The 18,048-nt window shown below is 62.3% G+C and carries 17 protein-coding genes and 1 pseudogene; 14 read left to right on the top strand and 4 right to left on the bottom strand.

Features of this window, described 5'->3' with window-relative positions; genetic code table 11:
• Positions 1-23: 23 nt before the first annotated feature.
• Positions 24-1,001, top strand: coding sequence for a sugar phosphate isomerase/epimerase (locus X743_RS161165; RefSeq protein ID WP_031257542.1), 978 nt, complete (start codon positions 24-26; stop codon positions 999-1,001).
• A gap of 19 nt (positions 1,002-1,020) precedes the next feature.
• The gene (locus X743_RS161170) at positions 1,021-1,833 is read left to right on the top strand and encodes an SDR family oxidoreductase (RefSeq protein ID WP_023764661.1); all 813 of its coding nucleotides are present in this window, start codon (positions 1,021-1,023) and stop codon (positions 1,831-1,833) included.
• Between the two features lie 95 nt (positions 1,834-1,928).
• Here X743_RS161170 and X743_RS161175 read toward each other — a convergent pair whose 3' ends face one another.
• Entirely contained in the window at positions 1,929-2,837 is a 909-nt protein-coding gene (locus X743_RS161175) for a LysR family transcriptional regulator (protein WP_023764660.1), read from the bottom strand.
• Positions 2,838-3,112: 275 nt separating this feature from the next.
• Here X743_RS161175 and X743_RS161180 point away from each other — a divergent pair, with 275 nt between their 5' ends.
• From X743_RS161180 to X743_RS161190, 4 genes are all read left to right on the top strand, one after another.
• A complete protein-coding gene (locus X743_RS161180) occupies positions 3,113-3,847 on the top strand; it encodes an SDR family oxidoreductase (RefSeq protein ID WP_023764659.1) in 735 nt (244 codons plus the stop codon).
• A 74-nt stretch (positions 3,848-3,921) separates the two neighbouring features.
• On the top strand, positions 3,922-4,521 hold the full coding sequence (locus X743_RS161185) for an NADPH-dependent F420 reductase (RefSeq protein ID WP_023764658.1): 600 nt from the start codon (positions 3,922-3,924) through the stop codon (positions 4,519-4,521).
• Positions 4,522-4,524: 3 nt separating this feature from the next.
• The gene (locus tag X743_RS01000000168750; RefSeq protein ID WP_245264177.1) at positions 4,525-4,917 is read left to right on the top strand and encodes a hypothetical protein; all 393 of its coding nucleotides are present in this window, start codon (positions 4,525-4,527) and stop codon (positions 4,915-4,917) included.
• A 207-nt stretch (positions 4,918-5,124) separates the two neighbouring features.
• Entirely contained in the window at positions 5,125-5,937 is an 813-nt protein-coding gene (locus X743_RS161190) for an SDR family oxidoreductase (protein WP_023764657.1), read from the top strand.
• A 301-nt stretch (positions 5,938-6,238) separates the two neighbouring features.
• Here the strand turns inward: X743_RS161190 and X743_RS161195 are convergent, their stop codons facing one another.
• Entirely contained in the window at positions 6,239-7,735 is a 1,497-nt protein-coding gene (locus X743_RS161195; RefSeq protein WP_023764656.1) for an aldehyde dehydrogenase family protein, read from the bottom strand.
• Between the two features lie 784 nt (positions 7,736-8,519).
• On the opposite strand from X743_RS161195, the gene X743_RS161200 reads away from it, so the two are divergent.
• From X743_RS161200 to X743_RS161210, 3 genes are all read left to right on the top strand, one after another.
• Entirely contained in the window at positions 8,520-9,488 is a 969-nt protein-coding gene (locus X743_RS161200; RefSeq protein WP_013897060.1) for a GAF domain-containing protein, read from the top strand.
• Positions 9,489-9,631: 143 nt separating this feature from the next.
• Entirely contained in the window at positions 9,632-11,149 is a 1,518-nt protein-coding gene (adh, locus tag X743_RS161205) for an aldehyde dehydrogenase (RefSeq protein WP_023764655.1), read from the top strand.
• Positions 11,150-11,215: 66 nt separating this feature from the next.
• Positions 11,216-11,560 carry a DUF779 domain-containing protein gene (locus tag X743_RS161210; RefSeq protein WP_013897062.1) on the top strand — a complete coding sequence of 115 codons (345 nt, stop codon included), beginning with the start codon at positions 11,216-11,218 and terminating at the stop codon, positions 11,558-11,560.
• A gap of 50 nt (positions 11,561-11,610) precedes the next feature.
• Here X743_RS161210 and hemN read toward each other — a convergent pair whose 3' ends face one another.
• The gene (gene hemN, locus X743_RS161215) at positions 11,611-12,960 is read right to left on the bottom strand and encodes an oxygen-independent coproporphyrinogen III oxidase (protein ID WP_023764654.1); all 1,350 of its coding nucleotides are present in this window, start codon (positions 12,958-12,960) and stop codon (positions 11,611-11,613) included.
• Between the two features lie 162 nt (positions 12,961-13,122).
• Here hemN and X743_RS161220 point away from each other — a divergent pair, with 162 nt between their 5' ends.
• Entirely contained in the window at positions 13,123-13,851 is a 729-nt protein-coding gene (locus tag X743_RS161220) for a Crp/Fnr family transcriptional regulator (protein WP_023764653.1), read from the top strand.
• A 6-nt stretch (positions 13,852-13,857) separates the two neighbouring features.
• Here the strand turns inward: X743_RS161220 and X743_RS161225 are convergent, their stop codons facing one another.
• Positions 13,858-14,349 (bottom strand): hemerythrin domain-containing protein, encoded by a 492-nt coding sequence (locus tag X743_RS161225; RefSeq protein ID WP_318013426.1) that lies wholly within the window; start codon positions 14,347-14,349, stop codon positions 13,858-13,860.
• 150 nt (positions 14,350-14,499) lie between these two features.
• Here X743_RS161225 and ccoN point away from each other — a divergent pair.
• From ccoN to ccoP, 4 genes and pseudogenes are all read left to right on the top strand, one after another.
• Positions 14,500-16,184: pseudogene (gene ccoN / locus X743_RS01000000168745) on the top strand (cytochrome-c oxidase, cbb3-type subunit I).
• Positions 16,185-16,195: 11 nt separating this feature from the next.
• Positions 16,196-16,927 (top strand): cytochrome-c oxidase, cbb3-type subunit II, encoded by a 732-nt coding sequence (ccoO, locus tag X743_RS161230; protein WP_023764651.1) that lies wholly within the window; start codon positions 16,196-16,198, stop codon positions 16,925-16,927.
• Between the two features lie 12 nt (positions 16,928-16,939).
• Positions 16,940-17,089, top strand: a complete 150-nt coding sequence (locus tag X743_RS161235) for a CcoQ/FixQ family Cbb3-type cytochrome c oxidase assembly chaperone (protein WP_023764650.1) — start codon at positions 16,940-16,942, stop codon at positions 17,087-17,089.
• A 2-nt stretch (positions 17,090-17,091) separates the two neighbouring features.
• Positions 17,092-17,955: a cytochrome-c oxidase, cbb3-type subunit III gene (gene ccoP / locus X743_RS161240; protein ID WP_023764649.1), complete on the top strand. Its 864-nt coding sequence runs from the start codon at positions 17,092-17,094 to the stop codon at positions 17,953-17,955.
• Positions 17,956-18,048: the final 93 nt, after the last annotated feature.

The following is an 18,048-nucleotide window of genomic DNA, read 5'->3' as shown; positions in this document are numbered from 1 at the left end:
AACCCGAACCAAAGGATCGCTCCATGCTCGAGGTCGGCCTGAACCCCTATGGCCTGACCTATCATCTCGGCCTTCAGGCCCGCGGCACGCCACGCGCCAACCCCGAGCCGGCAGGGCTGGAAGGTTTCATCGCGCTGGCGACCGAACTCGGCGCGCGGGTGCTGGAGATCTGGGTGCCATGGCTGGCGGAACTTTCCGACGACGCGGTGATCGCGCTGCGCGAAAGGCTCGCCGGCCTTGGGATCGCACCGATCGTCAGCGGCGGCCTGCTGGTGGGCGAACCGCTCGACGCAGCATTTCGGGCCGCACGCCTGCTGAGGGCCAAGATCATCCGAACGGCGCTGACGCCGGTTCTCTGCGGCGACCGCAACGCTGCCGGCGAGAAATGGAGCGAGTTCGCTGGCATCATTCGAGACAGATTGAAGGAATGGGGTCCCCGCGCGATTGCCGAAGGCCATGTCCTTGCGATCGAAAACCACCAGGACTTCACCAGCGGGGAAATCGTCGATTTCTGCGCGCTCGGCGGCGAAGGCGTCGGGGTCACCTTCGACACCGGCAACACATTCCCGGTCGGCGAAGCGCCGCTCGATTTTGCGCGGCGGATCGCACCTTATGTCCGCCATGTCCACCTCAAGGATTACCGCGTGCAGTTCACGACCGAAGGCTACCGGCTGATCCGTTGCGCCATCGGCGATGGCGCGGTGCCGTTTGCCGAGTTGTTTGCAATTCTCGGCCAACACCACGATCGCATGACCGCCGTTCTCGAACCGGGGGCATTGGAGGCGCGGCATGTCCGCTTTCTAAGTGACGACTGGTGGCACGGCTATCCGCCGAAGACGGCACGGGAATTTGCCGCTTGCCTGCTGGCAGCGCAGCGCAATCGGCTACCCGACGATGCCGACTACCGTACCCCTTGGGAACGCGAAGACGACGGTTCCCTGGTTTCCTATGAGCTCGACATGATCCGGCGCAGCGCCGCCAACATGCGCAACCTGGTTTGATGAAAGTGGAGAATATCTGATGACGGCACGTGAACTCGATGGATTGACCGCCTTCGTAACCGGCTCCGGCCGTGGCCTCGGTCGCGTGATGGCCGAGCGTCTGGCGGTATTGGGCGCCAATGTCGCGATCCATGACATGGACGAAACGGCGCCGGCCAAATACGGCGAGTTCGCCAATCTCGGCGAGGTGGTCGAGCGATTGAAGCGGCATGGGACGAAGGTCACGTCGGTGACCGGCAACATTGGCGACCAGAAGGCGGTGGCCGAGATGAAGCGCAAGATCGAGGCCGACCTCGGCGACGTCCATGTGCTGGTCAATTGCGCCGGCGGCGACATCGGCGCCAAGGGCGGCAAGCCGAACCCGAACAACGCCCTCGACATCGAACTGGACGACATCCGCGTGCTCACCGAGAACAACCTGATCGGCACGATGCTGGTCTGCCAGGCCTTCGTGCCCCCCATGAAGCAGCGCGGCGGCGGCTCCGTCATCAACATCGCGTCGGCGGCGGCACATCTCGGCTGCTCGCCCGAAGTCGTCTACTCGACGTTGAAGGCGGCGGTCGTGCATTACACGCGCTGCCTCGCCAAGGAACTGATCGACGATGGCGTCCGCATCAATGCGGTCAGCCCCGGCGCCACCAAGACGGCACGGTTCCAGGCGACCCGTGTGGTCGATCCGGAGCGCATGGATTCGAGCAGGAAATCGCTGAACCGGTATGCGGAGCCGGAAGAGATCGCCGAGGCGGTGGCTTTTCTTGCCGGTCCGCGCGCGCGCTTCATCAACGGCCAGGTCATCCGCGTCGATGGCGGTTTCACTATCTTTCCAGGTTGAATGGGCTTCCAGGCTGAATGGCTTTCCAGGTTGAATCGGCTGCCGACTGACCTGGAACCCCGTCGAGCGCGCCCACCAAATGGTGGTGCTCAACGTCACCTGCGAGAGTCTGCTTCAGGTATGGACAGCCCTGCGAGAAGCGGAGCGTACGCGGCGAGCCTGCCGGATACGAACTCCGTGAAGAGCCGCACGCGCTTCGTCTTGCGTGTCTCACCCTGCGTGAGAAGCCAGAGCGTTCCGTACAGGTGCAGCTCGGTGCCCGGCACCCTCACCAGGAGGGGGTCGGCATCTCCGACGAAGCACGGCAGTGTCGTGATCCCGAGTCCTTGCCGTACAGCAACGATCTGCGCTGCGGCGTCCGTGGTCCTGAATGGAACCCCCGTCGTGCGAAGCTCACCCTCGCTGGCCCAATCCGGAATTCCATGAATGCTTATGACGATCCACCGGATGGGATCAGAGGCGCCCGCACGCCATGCGGCTAGTCGATCGCGAGACATATAGACGGTCCCGAACAGCTCCGGGCCCTTCAGGCCGTGAAGATTGAGCGGCAGGGTTTTTCGGTCGTAGACGACGCGGATCGCCACGTCGGCCTCTCGGTTGGTCAGATTTGCCAGCTCGCCGGACGACAAGACGTCCATCTCGATGTCCGGATGCAGACGCGCGAACTCGGCGAAATCCGGCATGAGCAGGTGTGTCGCGAGGGTCGGAGCCAACGTCACCCGCAGGAGCCCGCGCACGCTCTGGTCGCGCCCGAAGACGCGTGTCTCCAACTGGTGCGACGACGCTTCCATCTGGTTCGCGAGCTCGAGCACCTCCTCGCCCGCAGCCGTCAGGCGGTAGCCCGAAGGCCGCTTTTCGAACATCCGCGCCCCGAGGCGTTCCTCGAGCTGTGCAACGCGTCGCAGCACCGTCGAGTGGTTCACACCGAGGCGCTCGCCGGCAGCCCGCACCGAGCCTCCGCGCGCCACGGCCAGAAAATAGCGAACGTCATCCCAGTCGATCATGGTGCGATCCCGCACCGCGCGGTGCGCCTTCCAAAGCCCGTATCCAATGCAGTCGTACAGCAGTGTGGGCGGTCATCATAGCTTATGTCGACGAGCGCGGCCCAATTCCGAACGGCGGACACCGATCGTCGCGACTGGCGGCGGTAGCCCAGCCGGATCGATTTTGCACCACCGATGTGCGCACTTCCGCACTCAAAGCCTGACCCCTACAGGCCTATTTCCAGGCTCTCGGGGTTCTTCCCGAACGATCAAGGCAGAGCCTGGAAGGAAAAGTCATGGGAAAGCTAAACGGTAAGGTTGCAGTCATCACGGGTGGCGCTACCGGCATCGGCCGCGCCGCGGCAAAGCGCTTCATCGAGGAGGGCGCCTTCGTTTTCATCTTCGGCCGCCGGCAGGCAACGCTCGACGCGGCTCTGGCCGAACTCGGGCCCAATGCCCGCGCGGTGACGGGCTCGGTCTCGGATGAGGCCGACCTCGACCGACTCTACGCGATGGTGAAGGCCGAGCGCGGAACGCTCGACATCGTCTTCGCCAATGCCGGGGCGGGAAGCCAGCTTGTGCTCGGCGAGATCACCGCCGAGCACATCGACGAAACCTTCGACACCAATGTGAAGGGTACGATCTTCACTGTCCAGAAGGCGCTGCCGCTGATGGGCCAGGGCGGTTCGATAATCCTGACCGGATCGAGCGCCGGCACCACGGGCGCCCCGGCAATGAGCGCCTACAGCGCGAGCAAGGCGGCGGTGCGCAACCTCGCTCGGACCTGGGCGGAGGATCTGAAGGGCACCGGCATACGGGTAAACGTGCTGTCCCCCGGCGCGACAGCGACCGAACTCGCGAAGGAAGCGCTCGGTGAGGAGGGCCAGAAGGTCTTCGCCTCGATGACTCCGCTCCAGCGCATGGCCGATCCAGCGGAAATCGGGGCGGTGGCCGCCTTTCTCGCGTCGTCGGACAGCAGCTTCATGACCGCCAGCGAGGTCGCCGTCGACGGCGGCCTTGCGCAACTCTGAGCCACGCCCGGCCGGTCACTCCATTCAATTAACCAGCGCCGGAATCAAATACCAACGCGGAACGGAGAAGTATTATGAGCTATGCGATTGTAGGATTCGGTAAGATAGGCCAGGCCCTCGCCCACGCCTTCGCCCGTAAAAACATCGAGGTGGCCGTCGCGAGCCGCCGTCCGCCCGAGGCGTTGGCGGCACAGACCCGGGCGATCGGACCCACGGTCGTCGCCAAGTCGCTGCGGGATGCACTCGAGGCCGACACAATCTTCCTGGCGGTCCCGTTCGGAGAGCATCGCGAGGTCGCGAAGGCCCTGCCGAATTGGGAAGGCAAGACGGTCATCGACGCGACGAACGCGTTCCCTGTCCCTGAAGAGCTGGACGGCCTCCCGTCCTCCGCTTTCGTCGCGAAGGCGTTCACCGGCGCCAAGCTCGTCAAAGGGTTCAATCACCTGATTGCGGCCACCCTGGCTGCCGATCCGATCGTCGAGGGCGGGCACCGGGTCGTCTTTCTGTCTGCTGACGATGAGGACGCGATCGCTCCCGTGGCGGCCTTGGCCAAACAACTCGGGTTCGCACCCGTCAAGCTGGGAAAGCTCAATGAGGGTGGCGCGCTGGTGCACGCACGCGGCCGCACTTGGGGCCAGCTCATCTTCCAGGACCTGTTCAAGAAGGAACAGTGATCGATGTATGACCACGTGATTTGGCCCGAGCGATATGATCCGAAAACGTCGGCTATCTACGCACTCAACGACATTGACGTGAAGGCGCCGCCTGAAGTGGTCTGGAAGCTGCTGGTCGATGCCGAGAATTGGTCGAGCTACTTTCCCGCCGAGGATCAGGTCAATATCCTGGGCGGCAAGCCGGAACTGGCGCTTCAGATACATCCGGGTGACGGTTGGCTTTCCGATGAGTCTGGTCGTGACGGAGTGCGAACCCTTCCGCAGGCTGGCATGGGCGACAACAGTCGATGGCGACGTTACCGGATCGAGCGCGTACCACGGCTGGGTCATCACTCCTACAGCCGATGGCTGCCATGTGCTGACCGAAGAAACGCAGCAGGGCCCTTGGTTCCTTGAGGAACTCGGGCGCAAGCATCCCGGTGCACTCTACCGTTATCACCAGGAATGGGTCGAAAGCCTTGCCCGCGCAGCGGAGGCGGAAGTCGCGAACAAGGCGGATTGACGTGCTTGTCCTGAGGCGTCGCCGCGTCGCCTGGGCCGCGACGCTTTCGACCGAAGTCTGGATCGGCGGATGATCACCACCTACCATTGGAGATGAATGATATGAATATTGAACTCAAGGGCCGCAAGGCGATTGTCACCGGATCGACCGCCGGTATCGGCCGCGCGACGGCGGAGGGGCTGGCCCGTGCCGGCGCATCGGTCGTCGTCAACGGCCGTGGGAATACCCGGGTCGACGAGGCGGTGCGGCAGATGCGGCAGGCCTTTCCCGGAAGCGACATCTCAGGCATCGCCGCCGATCTTGCGACAGCGGAGGGTGCCGAGGCCTTGATCGCGCAGGCGCCGGACGCCGACATCCTTGTGAACAACGTTGGTACGGCTCACATCCGGAGCTACAATGGCGTCGAGGACATCGCGAAAATCCCCGACGAGGACTGGCTCGGCCTCTTCCAGTTGAACGTGATGAGTGGCGTACGCGTGACCCGTCATTACCTGCCGCGGATGGTGGCGAAAGGCTGGGGCCGTGTCGTGTTTGTAAGTAGCGAGTCCGCGGTCAACATCCCCAAGGATATGCTTGACTACGGCATGACCAAGACAGCTCAACTCGCGATCTCGCGCGGGCTTGCCGAGGCGGTCGCGGCCACGGGCGTCACTGTCAACGCCGTCTTGCCGGGTCCTACCCGCTCCGAGATCCTGGGCGACTTCATGGCGAAGCAAGCTGACGCAAACGGGATCACGCAGCAGGAAGCCGAGCAGGGCTTCCTGAAGGCAATGCGTCCAACCACCCTTATCCAACGCTTCTCGACCACCGACGAGGTGGCCAACATGATCATCTATGCGTGCTCGGAGCAGGCTTCGGCGACAACCGGCGCGGCTTTACGGGTGGATGGCGGCGTGGTCCGTTTCGTTGCGTAGCTGCCGAGAAGATTATGGGTCAATGGCGCCGACCAGCGGACGGTCGACGCCATTGGGTGAGCCTCCGTTGAGTTTTTCCTGCCCGGTGTCTTAAGGCCGACCCGGCGTCTTCAGGCCGAATACTGGCCGTGATCTTCACCTGTTTCTCGATATATCCTGCAATAGAGCAATTCTAGGAAAAGTGTGATACGGTTTTCCGTCCGGAACTGCGTAAAAACAAAGGGATAGGGCGGTTCGCCGTTTCCGTGAAACGGTGAATTGCTCGTACGGAAAACCGTATCACACTTTTCCTGGGATTGCTCTAATCCGTCTGGATCCAGATCGCCTTTGTCTCCAGATACTCATGCAGATGCTCGACGCCGCCCTCGCGGCCATAGCCCGACATCTTCATGCCGCCGAACGGCACCGCAGGGTCGATGGCGTGGTACATGTTGACCCAGACCGAGCCGGCCTTGACGCGGCGGGCGAGCTTGTGCGCGGTGCCGAGATGGGTGGTGAAGATGCCGGCGGCCAGGCCGTAGGGTGTCGCATTGGCGCGGGCGACGGCTTCATCCAGCGTGTCGAAAGGCATCGCGGAAATGACCGGACCGAAAATCTCTTCCCGCGCGATGGTCATCTTGTCCGATACCGAACCGAAGACGGTTGGCGCGATGAAGTTGCCGCCGTCATAGAGTTCGCCCGTCAACCGCGAGCCGCCGGCGACCAGCTTGGCGCCCTCGTCGCTGCCGGCCTTGATGTAACCCTCGACCTTGCCGGCCTGCCTGGCGTTGATCAGCGGCCCGATCTCCGTCTCTGCCTCGATGCCGTGGCCGACGCGCAGCCTGCCGGCGAATTCGGCGACCCGGCGCACGAACTCGTCATGGATCTCGCGCGCCACGAATAGCCGCGAGCCGGCAATGCAGATCTGACCCGAATGAACGAACACCGCCATGGCCGCGACCGGGACGGCCTTGTCGATATCGGCGTCGCGGCAGACGATGATCGGCGATTTGCCGCCGAGCTCCAGCGAAACGCGCTTGAGGTTGGCGACACCGGCGCGGGCGATCGCTTGGCCGGTCAGCGTCGAGCCGGTGAAGACGATCTTGTTGACATCGGGATGTTCGGCGAGCCGCGCGCCGGCCTCGGCTCCCGTGCCGGTGACGATGTTGACGACGCCGTCGGGCACGCCTGCTTCCTGCATCAGCCGCGCGATCAGCAGTGGCGTCAGCGACGCATCCTCCGACGGTTTCAGCACGATGGTGCAGCCGGTGGCGAGCGCTGGTGCGATCTTCCAGATCGACGCGGCGGTCGGAGCGTTCCAGGGAATGATCGCGCCGACGACGCCCACCGGTTCTCGCCGGGTGAAAGTGACGATCTCGCCGGGAATGGAATTGTCGATCGCCTCGCCATGCAGCGCCGTGGCCATGCCGGCATAGTAGCGTAGCATGCCGATGACGCGACGCCGGTTGGCGAGCGTGCGCGTGATCGGCAGTCCCATGTCGAGCGTGTCGGAAACACTGAGCTCTTCCCAATGCGCCTCGAAGAGATCGGCGATGCGCAAAAGCACGCACTGCCGCTCATAGGGCGAGAATGTCGACCACGGCCCTTCGAACGCCATGCGCGCAGCAGCCACAGCCGCGTCGACATCGGCGGCCGAGCCGCGCGGCACCGTCGCCAGCACCGCGCCGGTCGCCGGATTCAGCGCCTGCATCTCCTGACCGGACTGCGCCGCCACCCACTTGCCGCCAATGAACATCGGCCGGAATTCGCCATGGTAGAGCGTCGCGGCCTTCGCCCTCGGGTCGAAGTTCAGCGTCATCTTTTCCTCCTCGCAATTCCGACGCGACTATTACTCCCGGCGCGGGCGAGCTCAAACAAGGAAAGCTAAAAGGGCGTTCAGATAATCGGACTGTGCAACGCGCGTGTCTTCCCCGATGGTTCGGGCAACGGAGGAACAGATATGAGACTTGCCGGGAAGGTCGCCATCGTCACCGATGGCGGGTCTGGATTTGGCGAAGGCATCGTCAAGAAATTCGTGCTCGGGCCTTCGGCGGTCTCGACATACTGGTCAACAATGCCGGCGTGGCGCAGCCGCCCTTGCCGCTCGAGACGATGGACGAAGAGATGTTCGACCGGATCGCCAACGACAACATGCGCTCGATCTAAAACGGCGCCCGTGCGGTGGTCCCGCATTTCAAATCCATCAAAGCAATCGAGCTACCTCCCCGTGCCTTCCTTCGCGCCGGAAGCGGTCTTGAATGTGAGGGTACGTTTGTGGGTACCTTTTCGACCATCATCGCCCGCGCGATGATAGTCATGCCGCCGCGACAGCGGCCGCAAGCATTTCCGACAACCCCAAATGGCTCGCATTGACGGGCTTCCGGCCAGGTTTCGCAATGTGGATAGCCGCCCAAGCGAAGTTTGCTCCCGATCAATGAACGCGATTCGTTCTGTTGATAGGCTTCCTCGATGGGGCGGCCATTGGATGGCAATGGCAGGCAAGAGATCTGTCCTTCTGCTCCTTTCGACGAATTGACTAAGTGCCGATCGAACCGCAGACCGGATCAGACCGGGAGGAAATTCATCAGGGTTGGAGGATAAGTATGGGAGAAGATCTATCCGGTCATCATGCCGACCGCATCCAGGCGGCGATTGCGTCGGACGCGGCGGCGAAGTCCGCCCTGGTTGCCTCCTGGCGACGGTCTTCCAATTTGCATCGGCTCGAACCAGCCGATTGCAGCCCTCCACATTATCTGACGGAGGCCGAACTGGCGCAGGCCCGGCAACGGATCGAACCTCTCCTTCGTGCTGCCCAAGCCAGTCTCGACCGTCTCTATCTCGCGGTAGGCGGCGTCGGATGCTGTGTCCTGCTCGCCGATCGCGACGGCGTGCCGGTCGAACGGCGCGGCGCGCCTGTCGATGATGAGACGTTTCATTCCTGGGGTTTGTGGACTGGCTCCGTCTGGAATGAGGAAAGCCAGGGCACCAACGGGATCGGCACCTGCCTGGTCGAACGCCGGGCGTTGACGATCCACCGTGACCAGCATTTCCACACGCGCAACACCCTGCTCAGCTGCACCACAGCCCCGATCCACGACCATGAGGGAAACCTCGTGGCGGCGCTTGACGTGTCCTCCTGCCGGGCCGATCTGACCGAAGCGTTTGTCAATCTCATCTCGATGGCTGTCGTCGACGCGGCGCGCCGGATCGAAAGCGAAAACTTCAAAATGGCATTCCCGAAGGCACGAATTCTGCTTGCGCCGGTGACCGACAAGGGTTCGGGCGCGCTGATCGCCATCGACGCGGACGATCTGGTGGTCGGCGCTACCCGTTCGGCCCGCCTGGCGCTTGGCATTACACAGCAGTGCCTCGACAAACCAATGCCCGCCGCCGATCTGCTCGGCTGGGCTGAGATTGGCCCTAAGGTTCTTGCTGAGGCAGAGCGCGGGGCCCTCCAGCGTGCGCTCGCGCGGGCTGACGGAAATGTCTCGGCCGCGGCGCAGGCGCTTGGCATCAGCCGCGCGACGCTTCACCGCAAACTCAACCGCCTAGATGTCCATCGGCCTCACTGAAACGCCGAGATCCCGTGACTGTCGCAATTCTGCGACACATCCTGCCCAGCCGCGGCGACCGGTGCGGTGACAACCACAGGCGGAAACCGCAAGTCTCTCCCGAAGCGTCGCATCCCGCGACGCCAGCTTTGGGAGGAAGACACATGAACAAGGTTGAATTCTCACGCCCGGTCAAGGCGCCCTTCGACAAGCGCTATGGCAATTTCATCGGTGGCAAATGGGCCGAGCCCCGCTCCGGCCGCTATTTCGAGAACTTCTCGCCGGTGAATGGCCAGCTGCTATGCGAAGTAGCGCGCTCGGACGGCCAGGACATCGAGGCGGCCCTTGACGCCGCGCATGCCGCCAAGGACGCCTGGGCGCGCACCAGCGTCGCCGAGCGCTCCCTCATCCTCAACCGCATCGCCGATCGAATGGAGGAAAACCTCGATCTCCTCGCATGCGCCGAGACCTGGGACAACGGCAAGCCGATCCGCGAAACGACCGCGGCCGACCTGCCTTTGGCCATCGACCATTTCCGCTATTTCGCCGGCGCGGTGCGTGGCCAGGAAGGCAGCCTCTCCCAGATCGACGACGACACCGTCGCCTATCATTTCCATGAGCCGCTCGGCGTGGTCGGCCAGATCATCCCGTGGAACTTCCCGTTGCTGATGGCATGCTGGAAACTTGCTCCCGCGCTTGCTGCCGGCAATTGCGTCGTCCTGAAACCCGCCGAGCAGACCCCGGCTGCCATCCTGCTCTGGGCCGATCTTGTCGGCGATCTGCTGCCGCCGGGCGTGCTCAACATCGTCAACGGCTTTGGCCTCGAGGCCGGCAAGCCGCTGGCTTCGTCGCCGCGCATTGCCAAGATCGCCTTTACCGGCGAGACGACGACGGGCCGGCTGATCATGCAGTATGCCAGCCAGAACCTGATCCCGGTGACGCTCGAGCTCGGCGGCAAGTCACCCAACATTTTCTTCAAGGATGTCGTCGCCGAAGACGACGATTTCTTCGACAAGGCGATCGAAGGCTTCGTCATGTTCGCGCTGAACCAGGGCGAGGTGTGCACCTGCCCGAGCCGCGCGCTCATCCATGAATCGATTTACGACAGGTTCATGGAACGCGCCCTCAAGCGCGTCGAGGCGATCGTGCAGGGCGATCCGCTCGATCCGGCAACGATGATCGGGGCCCAGGCTTCGTCCGAGCAGATGGAAAAGATCCTGTCCTATATCGATATCGGCCGCCAGGAAGGAGCCGAGTTGCTGACGGGTGGGCAGCGCAATCTTCTGCCCGGCGACCTGGCCGGCGGCTACTACGTCCAACCCACGGTGTTCAAGGGCCACAACAAGATGCGCATCTTCCAGGAGGAGATTTTCGGGCCGGTGGTTTCGGTCACGACCTTCAAGGACGACGACGAAGCGCTCAGCATAGCCAACGATACGCTCTACGGCCTGGGTGCCGGCGTCTGGACACGCGATGCCAACCGCGCCTATCGCTTCGGCCGCGCGATCCAGGCTGGCCGCGTCTGGACCAACTGCTACCATGCCTATCCCGCGCATGCGGCTTTCGGCGGCTACAAGCAGTCCGGCATCGGCCGAGAGACCCACAAGATGATGCTCGACCACTACCAGCAGACGAAGAACATGCTGGTCAGCTACAGCCCGAAGAAGCTCGGCTTCTTCTGATCGCCTCATTGGATCAAAGGCGCGGCTCCGCAGGGGGCCGCGCCCCAGGCTGGAAATCGAAAACCCATGCATGCCAAGGTCACGGCAACGCCGGCAGCGCTTGAACTGATCGCGGAGATCGTCGCCGAGCACGGTCCGGTGCTGTTCCATCAATCCGGCGGCTGCTGCGACGGCTCTTCGCCCATGTGCTATCCGCTGGACGGATTCATCGTCGGCGACCACGATGTCCTGCTCGGCCATATCGGTGACGCGCCGTTCTACATCGGCGCCTCGCAATTCGAAGCCTGGAAGCATACCGATCTCATTATCGATGTGGTGCCAGGCCGCGGCGGCATGTTCTCGCTGGATAATGGAAGGGAGAAGCGTTTCCTGACGCGGTCGACGATCTGCGCTGTTCAGACCGGGATATAGGCATTTCACATGACTTGCCGGCCCGGGAGCATTCCTGACGCAGCCGATGTTCAGACCGCCACGGAATGCCTCGCCTTGCCGGTTTCGAAATATTTGTCGAACTTCGCCGCGACGCTTCTGACAAAGGGGCGGCTTTCGACCGGCACGACGAAGCGGTCACCGTGAAGTTCAAGCAACCGGGCAGGATCAAGAAGGGCGGTGGAACTCGCTTTGCCGAGAAGCCTTTGGCCAGCCTCGCCAAAGCGCTCAACCAGGTCGATCGCTGAAAAGCCGGAATCGCACATCAGCCGCTCGATGATCCAACCGCGAGCGCGGTCGTCGTCGGAAAAAGCAATTCCGCGAACCGAAGCCAACCCACCGTCATCCACCATGCGGCCATACTCGGCGGTCGTAGGCATGTTCTGTACATAGCCTTGCCGGAATTGGCTGATGGATGACGGGCCGAGGCCGATCAAGGTTTCGCAGCGATCCTCGGTGTAGCCCTGAAAGTTGCGACGCAACATCCCCGCATGCGCGGCAAGCGCCAGCGCATCGCCCGGTTTGGCGAAATGGTCGAGCCCGATTGCTTCGTATCCTTGGTCGAGTATGGCGCGAGCTGCCAGCTGCGATTGGGCAAACCGCTCCTCCGGGCCTGGCAACCAGGCCTCGTCGATCATGGTCTGATGTTTCTTGAACCATGGCACATGGGCATAGCCAAAAAGGGCGATCCGGTCGGGCTCGAGCGTCAGCGCCTGCATGACAGTGGACAAGACGCTCTCCCTGGTCTGGTGCGGCAAGCCGTAGAGCAGGTCCAGGTTGACCGACTCGACGCCGCGTGTCCGAACGCCGTCGACGACTGTCTTGGTCTGCAAGAAGGTCTGTTCGCGATTGATGGCCTTCTGCACCTTCGGATCGAAATCCTGGACCCCGAGGCTGGCCCTCGTCATGCCGATTTCGGCAAGCGCGTCGAGGCGGGCTTCGTCCATATCGTTGGGTTCGATTTCGACGCTGATCTTGGCGCCGGGAAGAAATGAGAAGCTGTTGCGCAGAACGTCTCCCAGCGCCACCATGTCCTGTGGTTTGAGCATCGTCGGTGAGCCGCCACCGAAATGGACGGCACGTACCCGGCCCTTGCCTCCGGCGAGCCTTGAGACGGTGGCGATCTCCGCATGCAGCGATCTCAGATATTTCGTGACCGGTTCGTAGTGGCGTGTCTGCTTGGTATGGCACGCACAGAACCAGCAAAGCTTGTCGCAATAGGGGATGTGCAGATAGAGCGAGATCTCGTCGCCCTCATTGAGCGCCTGCAGCCAGCCACGACAGACGGCGGCATCGACGCCCGGATGAAAATGCGGCGCCGTTGGGTAACTCGTGTAACGCGGCACGTTCTCACCAAGCCTGGCAACTAATTCTGGCCGCATGTCGCTCTCAACTCCGGAACGTTTCGCGCGATATTGTGCAAGGTGGGCAACAGCCGCCTTGATTTCGGTCAATGCCCATCGGCTGCGGACAAACTGCCGCAAGGCTTTTTCTTGGGTCGATGCTATATCCTGACGGAACCTTTAGGTTCGCGGACGACCACGATGACAGTGCGTCAGGATGTACATAGCGCCGGCATTCCCGTGCTTTGCCAGTCATGCGAAGCGCGGCATCATGGCGTTTGCGGCGCGCTCGATCCGGACCAGCTGGTGGGCCTCGCCAAGACCTCATCGAAGCATACCGTCGAAGCGGGCGTGGAATTGATCGGTGACGCCGAGGCCGTCGACAGCTACGCGAATGTGCTTTCCGGCGTGGTCAAGCTGATGAAGAGCCTTTCGGACGGGCGCCAGCAGATTGTCGGGCTTCAATTTGCTCCCGATTTTCTGGGCAGGCCCTTCAAGGTGGAAAGCGCGATCAACGCCGAAGCCGCAACCGCAGTTTCCCTGTGCTCGTTCCCAAAGGCGGCCATCGAACGGATGATGAAGGAATCGCCGGGACTGGAGCATCGTCTCTTCAAGCAGACGCTGAACGAACTCGATGATGCCCGCGACTGGATGGTGACGCTGGGCCGCAAGAGTGCTTCGGAAAAGGTGGCGAGCTTCCTACTCATGATCGCCAGGAACATCGACCCCACGCTTGATCCGGCCGTCCAGTCGACAAGTTTCGATCTGCCGTTGACCCGCGCCGACATCGCCGATTTCCTCGGTCTGACGATCGAGACCGTCAGCCGTCAGCTGACCCGGCTGCGATCAGATGGCGTGATCCGCATCGAGAACAATCGGCATGTAATCGTCGATAGCTTGAATCGGCTGCAGCGCCGCTCCGGCGCCTAGCTAGGTTCAATCGACAAACCCAATCATCGGCAGGACATGCTCGCGCTCGAAGGCGATATGCCGGCGCAGGCTTTCGAAGAACCCGCGCAGCATGAACCCAACCGCCTCGGCATTGTCGATCGTCTTGCCGTGGCCGATCGCCAGCAACATCTCGGTCACCTCACCGGCAAAGCATTCGTCCTCGATATGCTCGGCGCTCAATCGCCTTGCTGAATCAAGATTGGCATCACCGCCGGCCAACGCCGTCTCGTAGGCGGGAAATATGACCGTCTCTTCGTATCGATGACTGTCGCGCAACAGCGGAACGATTGCGTTTGCTACCGCCAAGCATGCCAAAATGTCGACCTTGGGCAGCGTGTCCGCGATCCTTTCCAAGGCATCGCAGAGCTGCAGTTTTTCCAAGTGTACACGTTTCATCACCGCAGCAGACCCTGCCGGCATCGAATTTTTGCCGCCTGCATGCAGTGGAAACGGTCCCCCTCCTGTCTGCGAGTTCAACGGCAATCTCCTGATCGTTCGCGGGATCAAGCCTGCCCAATCCAAATGCACATGACTTTGACATGGATCAAGGCGGGGACGTGCCGGCTGCGGAATTGGTGTTGCCGCGGATTGGCGTCCGCGCAGGGAATCCGAGGTCGGGGAAATGTCATGAAGTTCGGCACACAAATCTTCGCGTTGAGCCTTTTTACTTTCGCGGCCTTGGTGGCCGCCGGCTTCGGCGTGGACGAGCCGTTCCGGCAGCACATGTGGGTGCTGTTCTTCGTGCTGCTCGGTTTTGTCGCCATCCTCATTCGCAACTCGAGCTTCGAAGTGGCCGCTCCGATCGACCCATCCGCTTACATGGACGGTCCAATCCGCTACGGCGCCATCGCCACGATGTTCTGGGGTGTCGTCGGCATGCTGGTCGGCGTGGTCATCGCGCTGCAGCTGGCCTACCCCGATCTCAACATTCAGCCTTGGTTCAATTTCGGCCGCTTGCGGCCGCTGCACACGTCCGGCGTCGTCTTCGCCTTCGGCGGCAACGCGCTGCTGTGCACGTCATTGTACGTCGTGCAACGTACTTGCCGCGCCCGCCTGTTCGGCGGCGATCTCGCCTGGTTCGTCTTCTGGGGCTACCAGCTTTTCATCGTAATGGCCGCGACGGGCTACCTGCTAGGCATCACCGAGAGCCGCGAATACGCCGAACCCGAATGGTACGTGGACATCTGGCTGACCATCGTCTGGGTCGCTTACCTCATCCTGTTCCTTGGCACGATCCTGAAGCGCAAGGAACCGCACATCTACGTCGCCAACTGGTTCTACCTGTCCTTCATCGTCACCATCGCGATGCTGCATGTGGTCAACAACCTTTCGATGCCGGCCTCTCTCCTCGGTTCCAAAAGTTACTCCGCCTTTTCCGGCGTCCAGGACGCGCTGACGCAATGGTGGTACGGCCACAACGCGGTCGGCTTCTTCCTGACCGCCGGCTTCCTCGGCATGATGTATTATTTCGTGCCCAAGCAGGCGAACCGGCCAGTCTATTCCTACCGGCTCTCGATCATCCATTTCTGGGCAATCATCTTTCTCTATATCTGGGCCGGGCCGCATCACCTGCACTACACCGCCCTGCCCGACTGGGCGCAGACGCTCGGCATGGTATTCTCGATCATGCTGTGGATGCCGTCCTGGGGCGGCATGATCAATGGCCTGATGACGCTGTCCGGCGCCTGGGACAAGCTGCGCACCGACCCGATCATCCGCATGATGGTGATGGCCATCGCCTTCTATGGCATGTCGACCTTCGAAGGCCCGATGATGTCGATCAAGGCGGTCAACTCGCTATCGCATTACACCGACTGGACAATTGGTCACGTGCACTCCGGTGCACTCGGCTGGGTCGGCATGATCTCGTTCGGCGCGATCTACTACATGGTGCCGAAGCTCTGGAACCGTAACCGGCTCTATTCGCTGCGGCTGGTTACCTGGCATTTCTGGCTGGCGACCCTGGGGATCGTCGTCTACGCCGCGGTCATGTGGGTGTCCGGCATCATGCAGGGCCTGATGTGGCGCGAATACGACGAGCAGGGCTTCCTGGTCTACNGGTCATGTGGGTGTCCGGCATCATGCAGGGCCTGATGTGGCGCGAATACGACGAGCAGGGCTTCCTGGTCTACTCCTTCGCCGAGACCGTCGCTGCCATGCACCCCTACTACGTCATGCGCGCCATGGGCGGGGCCATGTATCTCTCGGGTGCCCTGATCATGGCCTGGAACATCACCATGACCATCCTCGGCCACCAGCGTGAGGAGCAACCGATGCCAGGCTCCGTTCCCGCCCTTCAGCCTGCCGAATAAGGAGCCAGAACATGGGCTTGATGGATAGACATGCACTAATCGAGAAGAACGCCACGCTTCTTCTCGTAGGCTCCCTTCTTGTGGTGACCGTCGGCGGCATCGTCGAGATCGCACCCCTCTTCTACCTCGATAACACGATCGAGAAAGTCGAAGGCATGCGGCCCTACTCGCCGCTCGAGCTTGCCGGACGCAACATCTATGTGCGCGAGGGCTGCTACCTCTGCCACAGTCAGATGATCAGGCCGTTCCGCGACGAAGTCGAGCGCTACGGCCACTACAGTCTGGCCGCCGAGTCGATGTACGATCATCCCTTTCAGTGGGGATCGAAGCGGACGGGGCCGGATCTCGCCCGGGTAGGCGACCGATATTCGAATTCATGGCATGTCGCGCATCTCTCCGATCCGCGTTCCGTTGTGCCGGAATCCATCATGCCCAGCTACGCGTTCCTGAAGGACGCGCCGATCGACGTGAAGGACTTCTCGACGCACCTGGTCGCCAACCGGCGGGTCGGCGTCCCCTATGACGATGATATGGTCGCGCACGCCAATGCCGATCTGATGGCGCAGGCTGATCCCAACGCCGACACATCAGGTCTTGAGGCCCGGTATCCCAAAGCCAAGATCGGCGACTTCGACGGCAACCCGCAACAGGTCACCGAAATGGATGCCCTCGTCGCCTATCTGCAGATGCTGGGCACGCTGGTCGATTTCAAGAACTACGACGAAGCCGCCGGCTACCGCTGAGGAGTTTTTTCCATGAATTACAATCTTATGCGGGAGTTTGCCGACAGCTGGGGTCTTGTCGCCATGGCGCTTTTCTTTGCGGGGGCAATTGTCTTCGCCCTGCGCCCCGGCAGCCGCAAGCTTGCGGACGAAGCAGCCCGGATTCCCCTCGAGGACGAGTGATCATGAGCGACGAACACATCGACGAAATCTCCGGCGTCTCAACCACGGGTCACGAATGGGACGGCATCCGGGAGCTGAACAACCCACTTCCGCGCTGGTGGGTCATCACGTTCTACGTCACCATCGTCTGGGCGATCGGCTACACCATCGCCTATCCGGCATGGCCGCTGCTGCACTCGGCGACAACGGGCGTTCTCGGCTATTCGAGCCGCAACGACGTCAAGAACGAGCTGGCGGCAGCGGAAACAGCGAAGGGCAAATACGTCGCGGCGGTGGAGTCGAAAAGCGTTTCCGAAATCGCTGCGGACGATGCCTTGCGGGAATTCGCGGTCGCGGCCGGCGGCGCCGCATTCAAGGTCAACTGCACGCAGTGCCACGGCTCCGGCGCCCAGGGTTCCAAGGGCTTTCCCAACCTCAACGACGACGACTGGCTGTGGGGCGGCAAGGCCGAGCAGATCCAGCAGACGATCACGCACGGCATCCGCTTCGCTTCGGATCCGGACACGCGCCTGTCGGAAATGCCGGCCTTCGGGGACATCATCACCGCCGACCAGATCGCTCAGGTCAGCGCCTACGTTGCCAGCCTGTCCGGCAAGGTCCGCGATGCAACTCTTATTCAACCCGGCGCCAAGGTCTTCGCCGAAAACTGCGTCGCCTGTCACGGCGACAATGCGAAAGGCAACAGGGAACTCGGCGCCCCCGACCTGACCGACGCGATCTGGCTTTACGGGTCGGGCGAGACGGCAATCGGTGACCAGGTTCGCGCACCGAAGCAGGGCGTGATGCCAGCGTGGGGCGCGCGTCTCGGCGAGACCAAGGTCAAGGAGTTGGCGGTCTACATCCATTCGCTCGGCGGTGGGGAATAGGTCGGGGGCCCTATTCCTGCCCTTCGCCGTCTGAGCGACGAGGCCCGGCCAGTCCGGGCCTCGATCTTTTCGGCATTCGCCGATTGACCTGCA

It is taken from the genome of Mesorhizobium sp. LNHC232B00 (assembly GCF_000502435.1).
Classification (GTDB): Bacteria; Pseudomonadota; Alphaproteobacteria; order Rhizobiales; family Rhizobiaceae; genus Mesorhizobium; species Mesorhizobium opportunistum.
Note: the sequence above shows the minus strand (reverse complement) of the source record. Positions and strands in the feature narration are given on the sequence as shown.

What these genes read in the sequence shown, in the direction of transcription:
- X743_RS161165 (WP_031257542.1), top strand. Translation starts at nt 24, where the DNA reads ATGCTCGAGGTCGGCCTGAACCCCTATGGCCTGACCTATCATCTCGGC.
- X743_RS161170 (WP_023764661.1), top strand. Translation starts at nt 1,021, where the DNA reads ATGACGGCACGTGAACTCGATGGATTGACCGCCTTCGTAACCGGCTCC.
- X743_RS161175 (WP_023764660.1), bottom strand. Translation starts at nt 2,837, where the DNA reads ATGATCGACTGGGATGACGTTCGCTATTTTCTGGCCGTGGCGCGCGGA.
- X743_RS161180 (WP_023764659.1), top strand. Translation starts at nt 3,113, where the DNA reads ATGGGAAAGCTAAACGGTAAGGTTGCAGTCATCACGGGTGGCGCTACC.
- X743_RS161185 (WP_023764658.1), top strand. Translation starts at nt 3,922, where the DNA reads ATGAGCTATGCGATTGTAGGATTCGGTAAGATAGGCCAGGCCCTCGCC.
- X743_RS01000000168750 (WP_245264177.1), top strand. Translation starts at nt 4,525, where the DNA reads ATGTATGACCACGTGATTTGGCCCGAGCGATATGATCCGAAAACGTCG.
- X743_RS161190 (WP_023764657.1), top strand. Translation starts at nt 5,125, where the DNA reads ATGAATATTGAACTCAAGGGCCGCAAGGCGATTGTCACCGGATCGACC.
- X743_RS161195 (WP_023764656.1), bottom strand. Translation starts at nt 7,735, where the DNA reads ATGACGCTGAACTTCGACCCGAGGGCGAAGGCCGCGACGCTCTACCAT.
- X743_RS161200 (WP_013897060.1), top strand. Translation starts at nt 8,520, where the DNA reads ATGGGAGAAGATCTATCCGGTCATCATGCCGACCGCATCCAGGCGGCG.
- adh (WP_023764655.1), top strand. Translation starts at nt 9,632, where the DNA reads ATGAACAAGGTTGAATTCTCACGCCCGGTCAAGGCGCCCTTCGACAAG.
- X743_RS161210 (WP_013897062.1), top strand. Translation starts at nt 11,216, where the DNA reads ATGCATGCCAAGGTCACGGCAACGCCGGCAGCGCTTGAACTGATCGCG.
- hemN (WP_023764654.1), bottom strand. Translation starts at nt 12,960, where the DNA reads ATGCGGCCAGAATTAGTTGCCAGGCTTGGTGAGAACGTGCCGCGTTAC.
- X743_RS161220 (WP_023764653.1), top strand. Translation starts at nt 13,123, where the DNA reads ATGACAGTGCGTCAGGATGTACATAGCGCCGGCATTCCCGTGCTTTGC.
- ccoO (WP_023764651.1), top strand. Translation starts at nt 16,196, where the DNA reads ATGGGCTTGATGGATAGACATGCACTAATCGAGAAGAACGCCACGCTT.
- X743_RS161235 (WP_023764650.1), top strand. Translation starts at nt 16,940, where the DNA reads ATGAATTACAATCTTATGCGGGAGTTTGCCGACAGCTGGGGTCTTGTC.
- ccoP (WP_023764649.1), top strand. Translation starts at nt 17,092, where the DNA reads ATGAGCGACGAACACATCGACGAAATCTCCGGCGTCTCAACCACGGGT.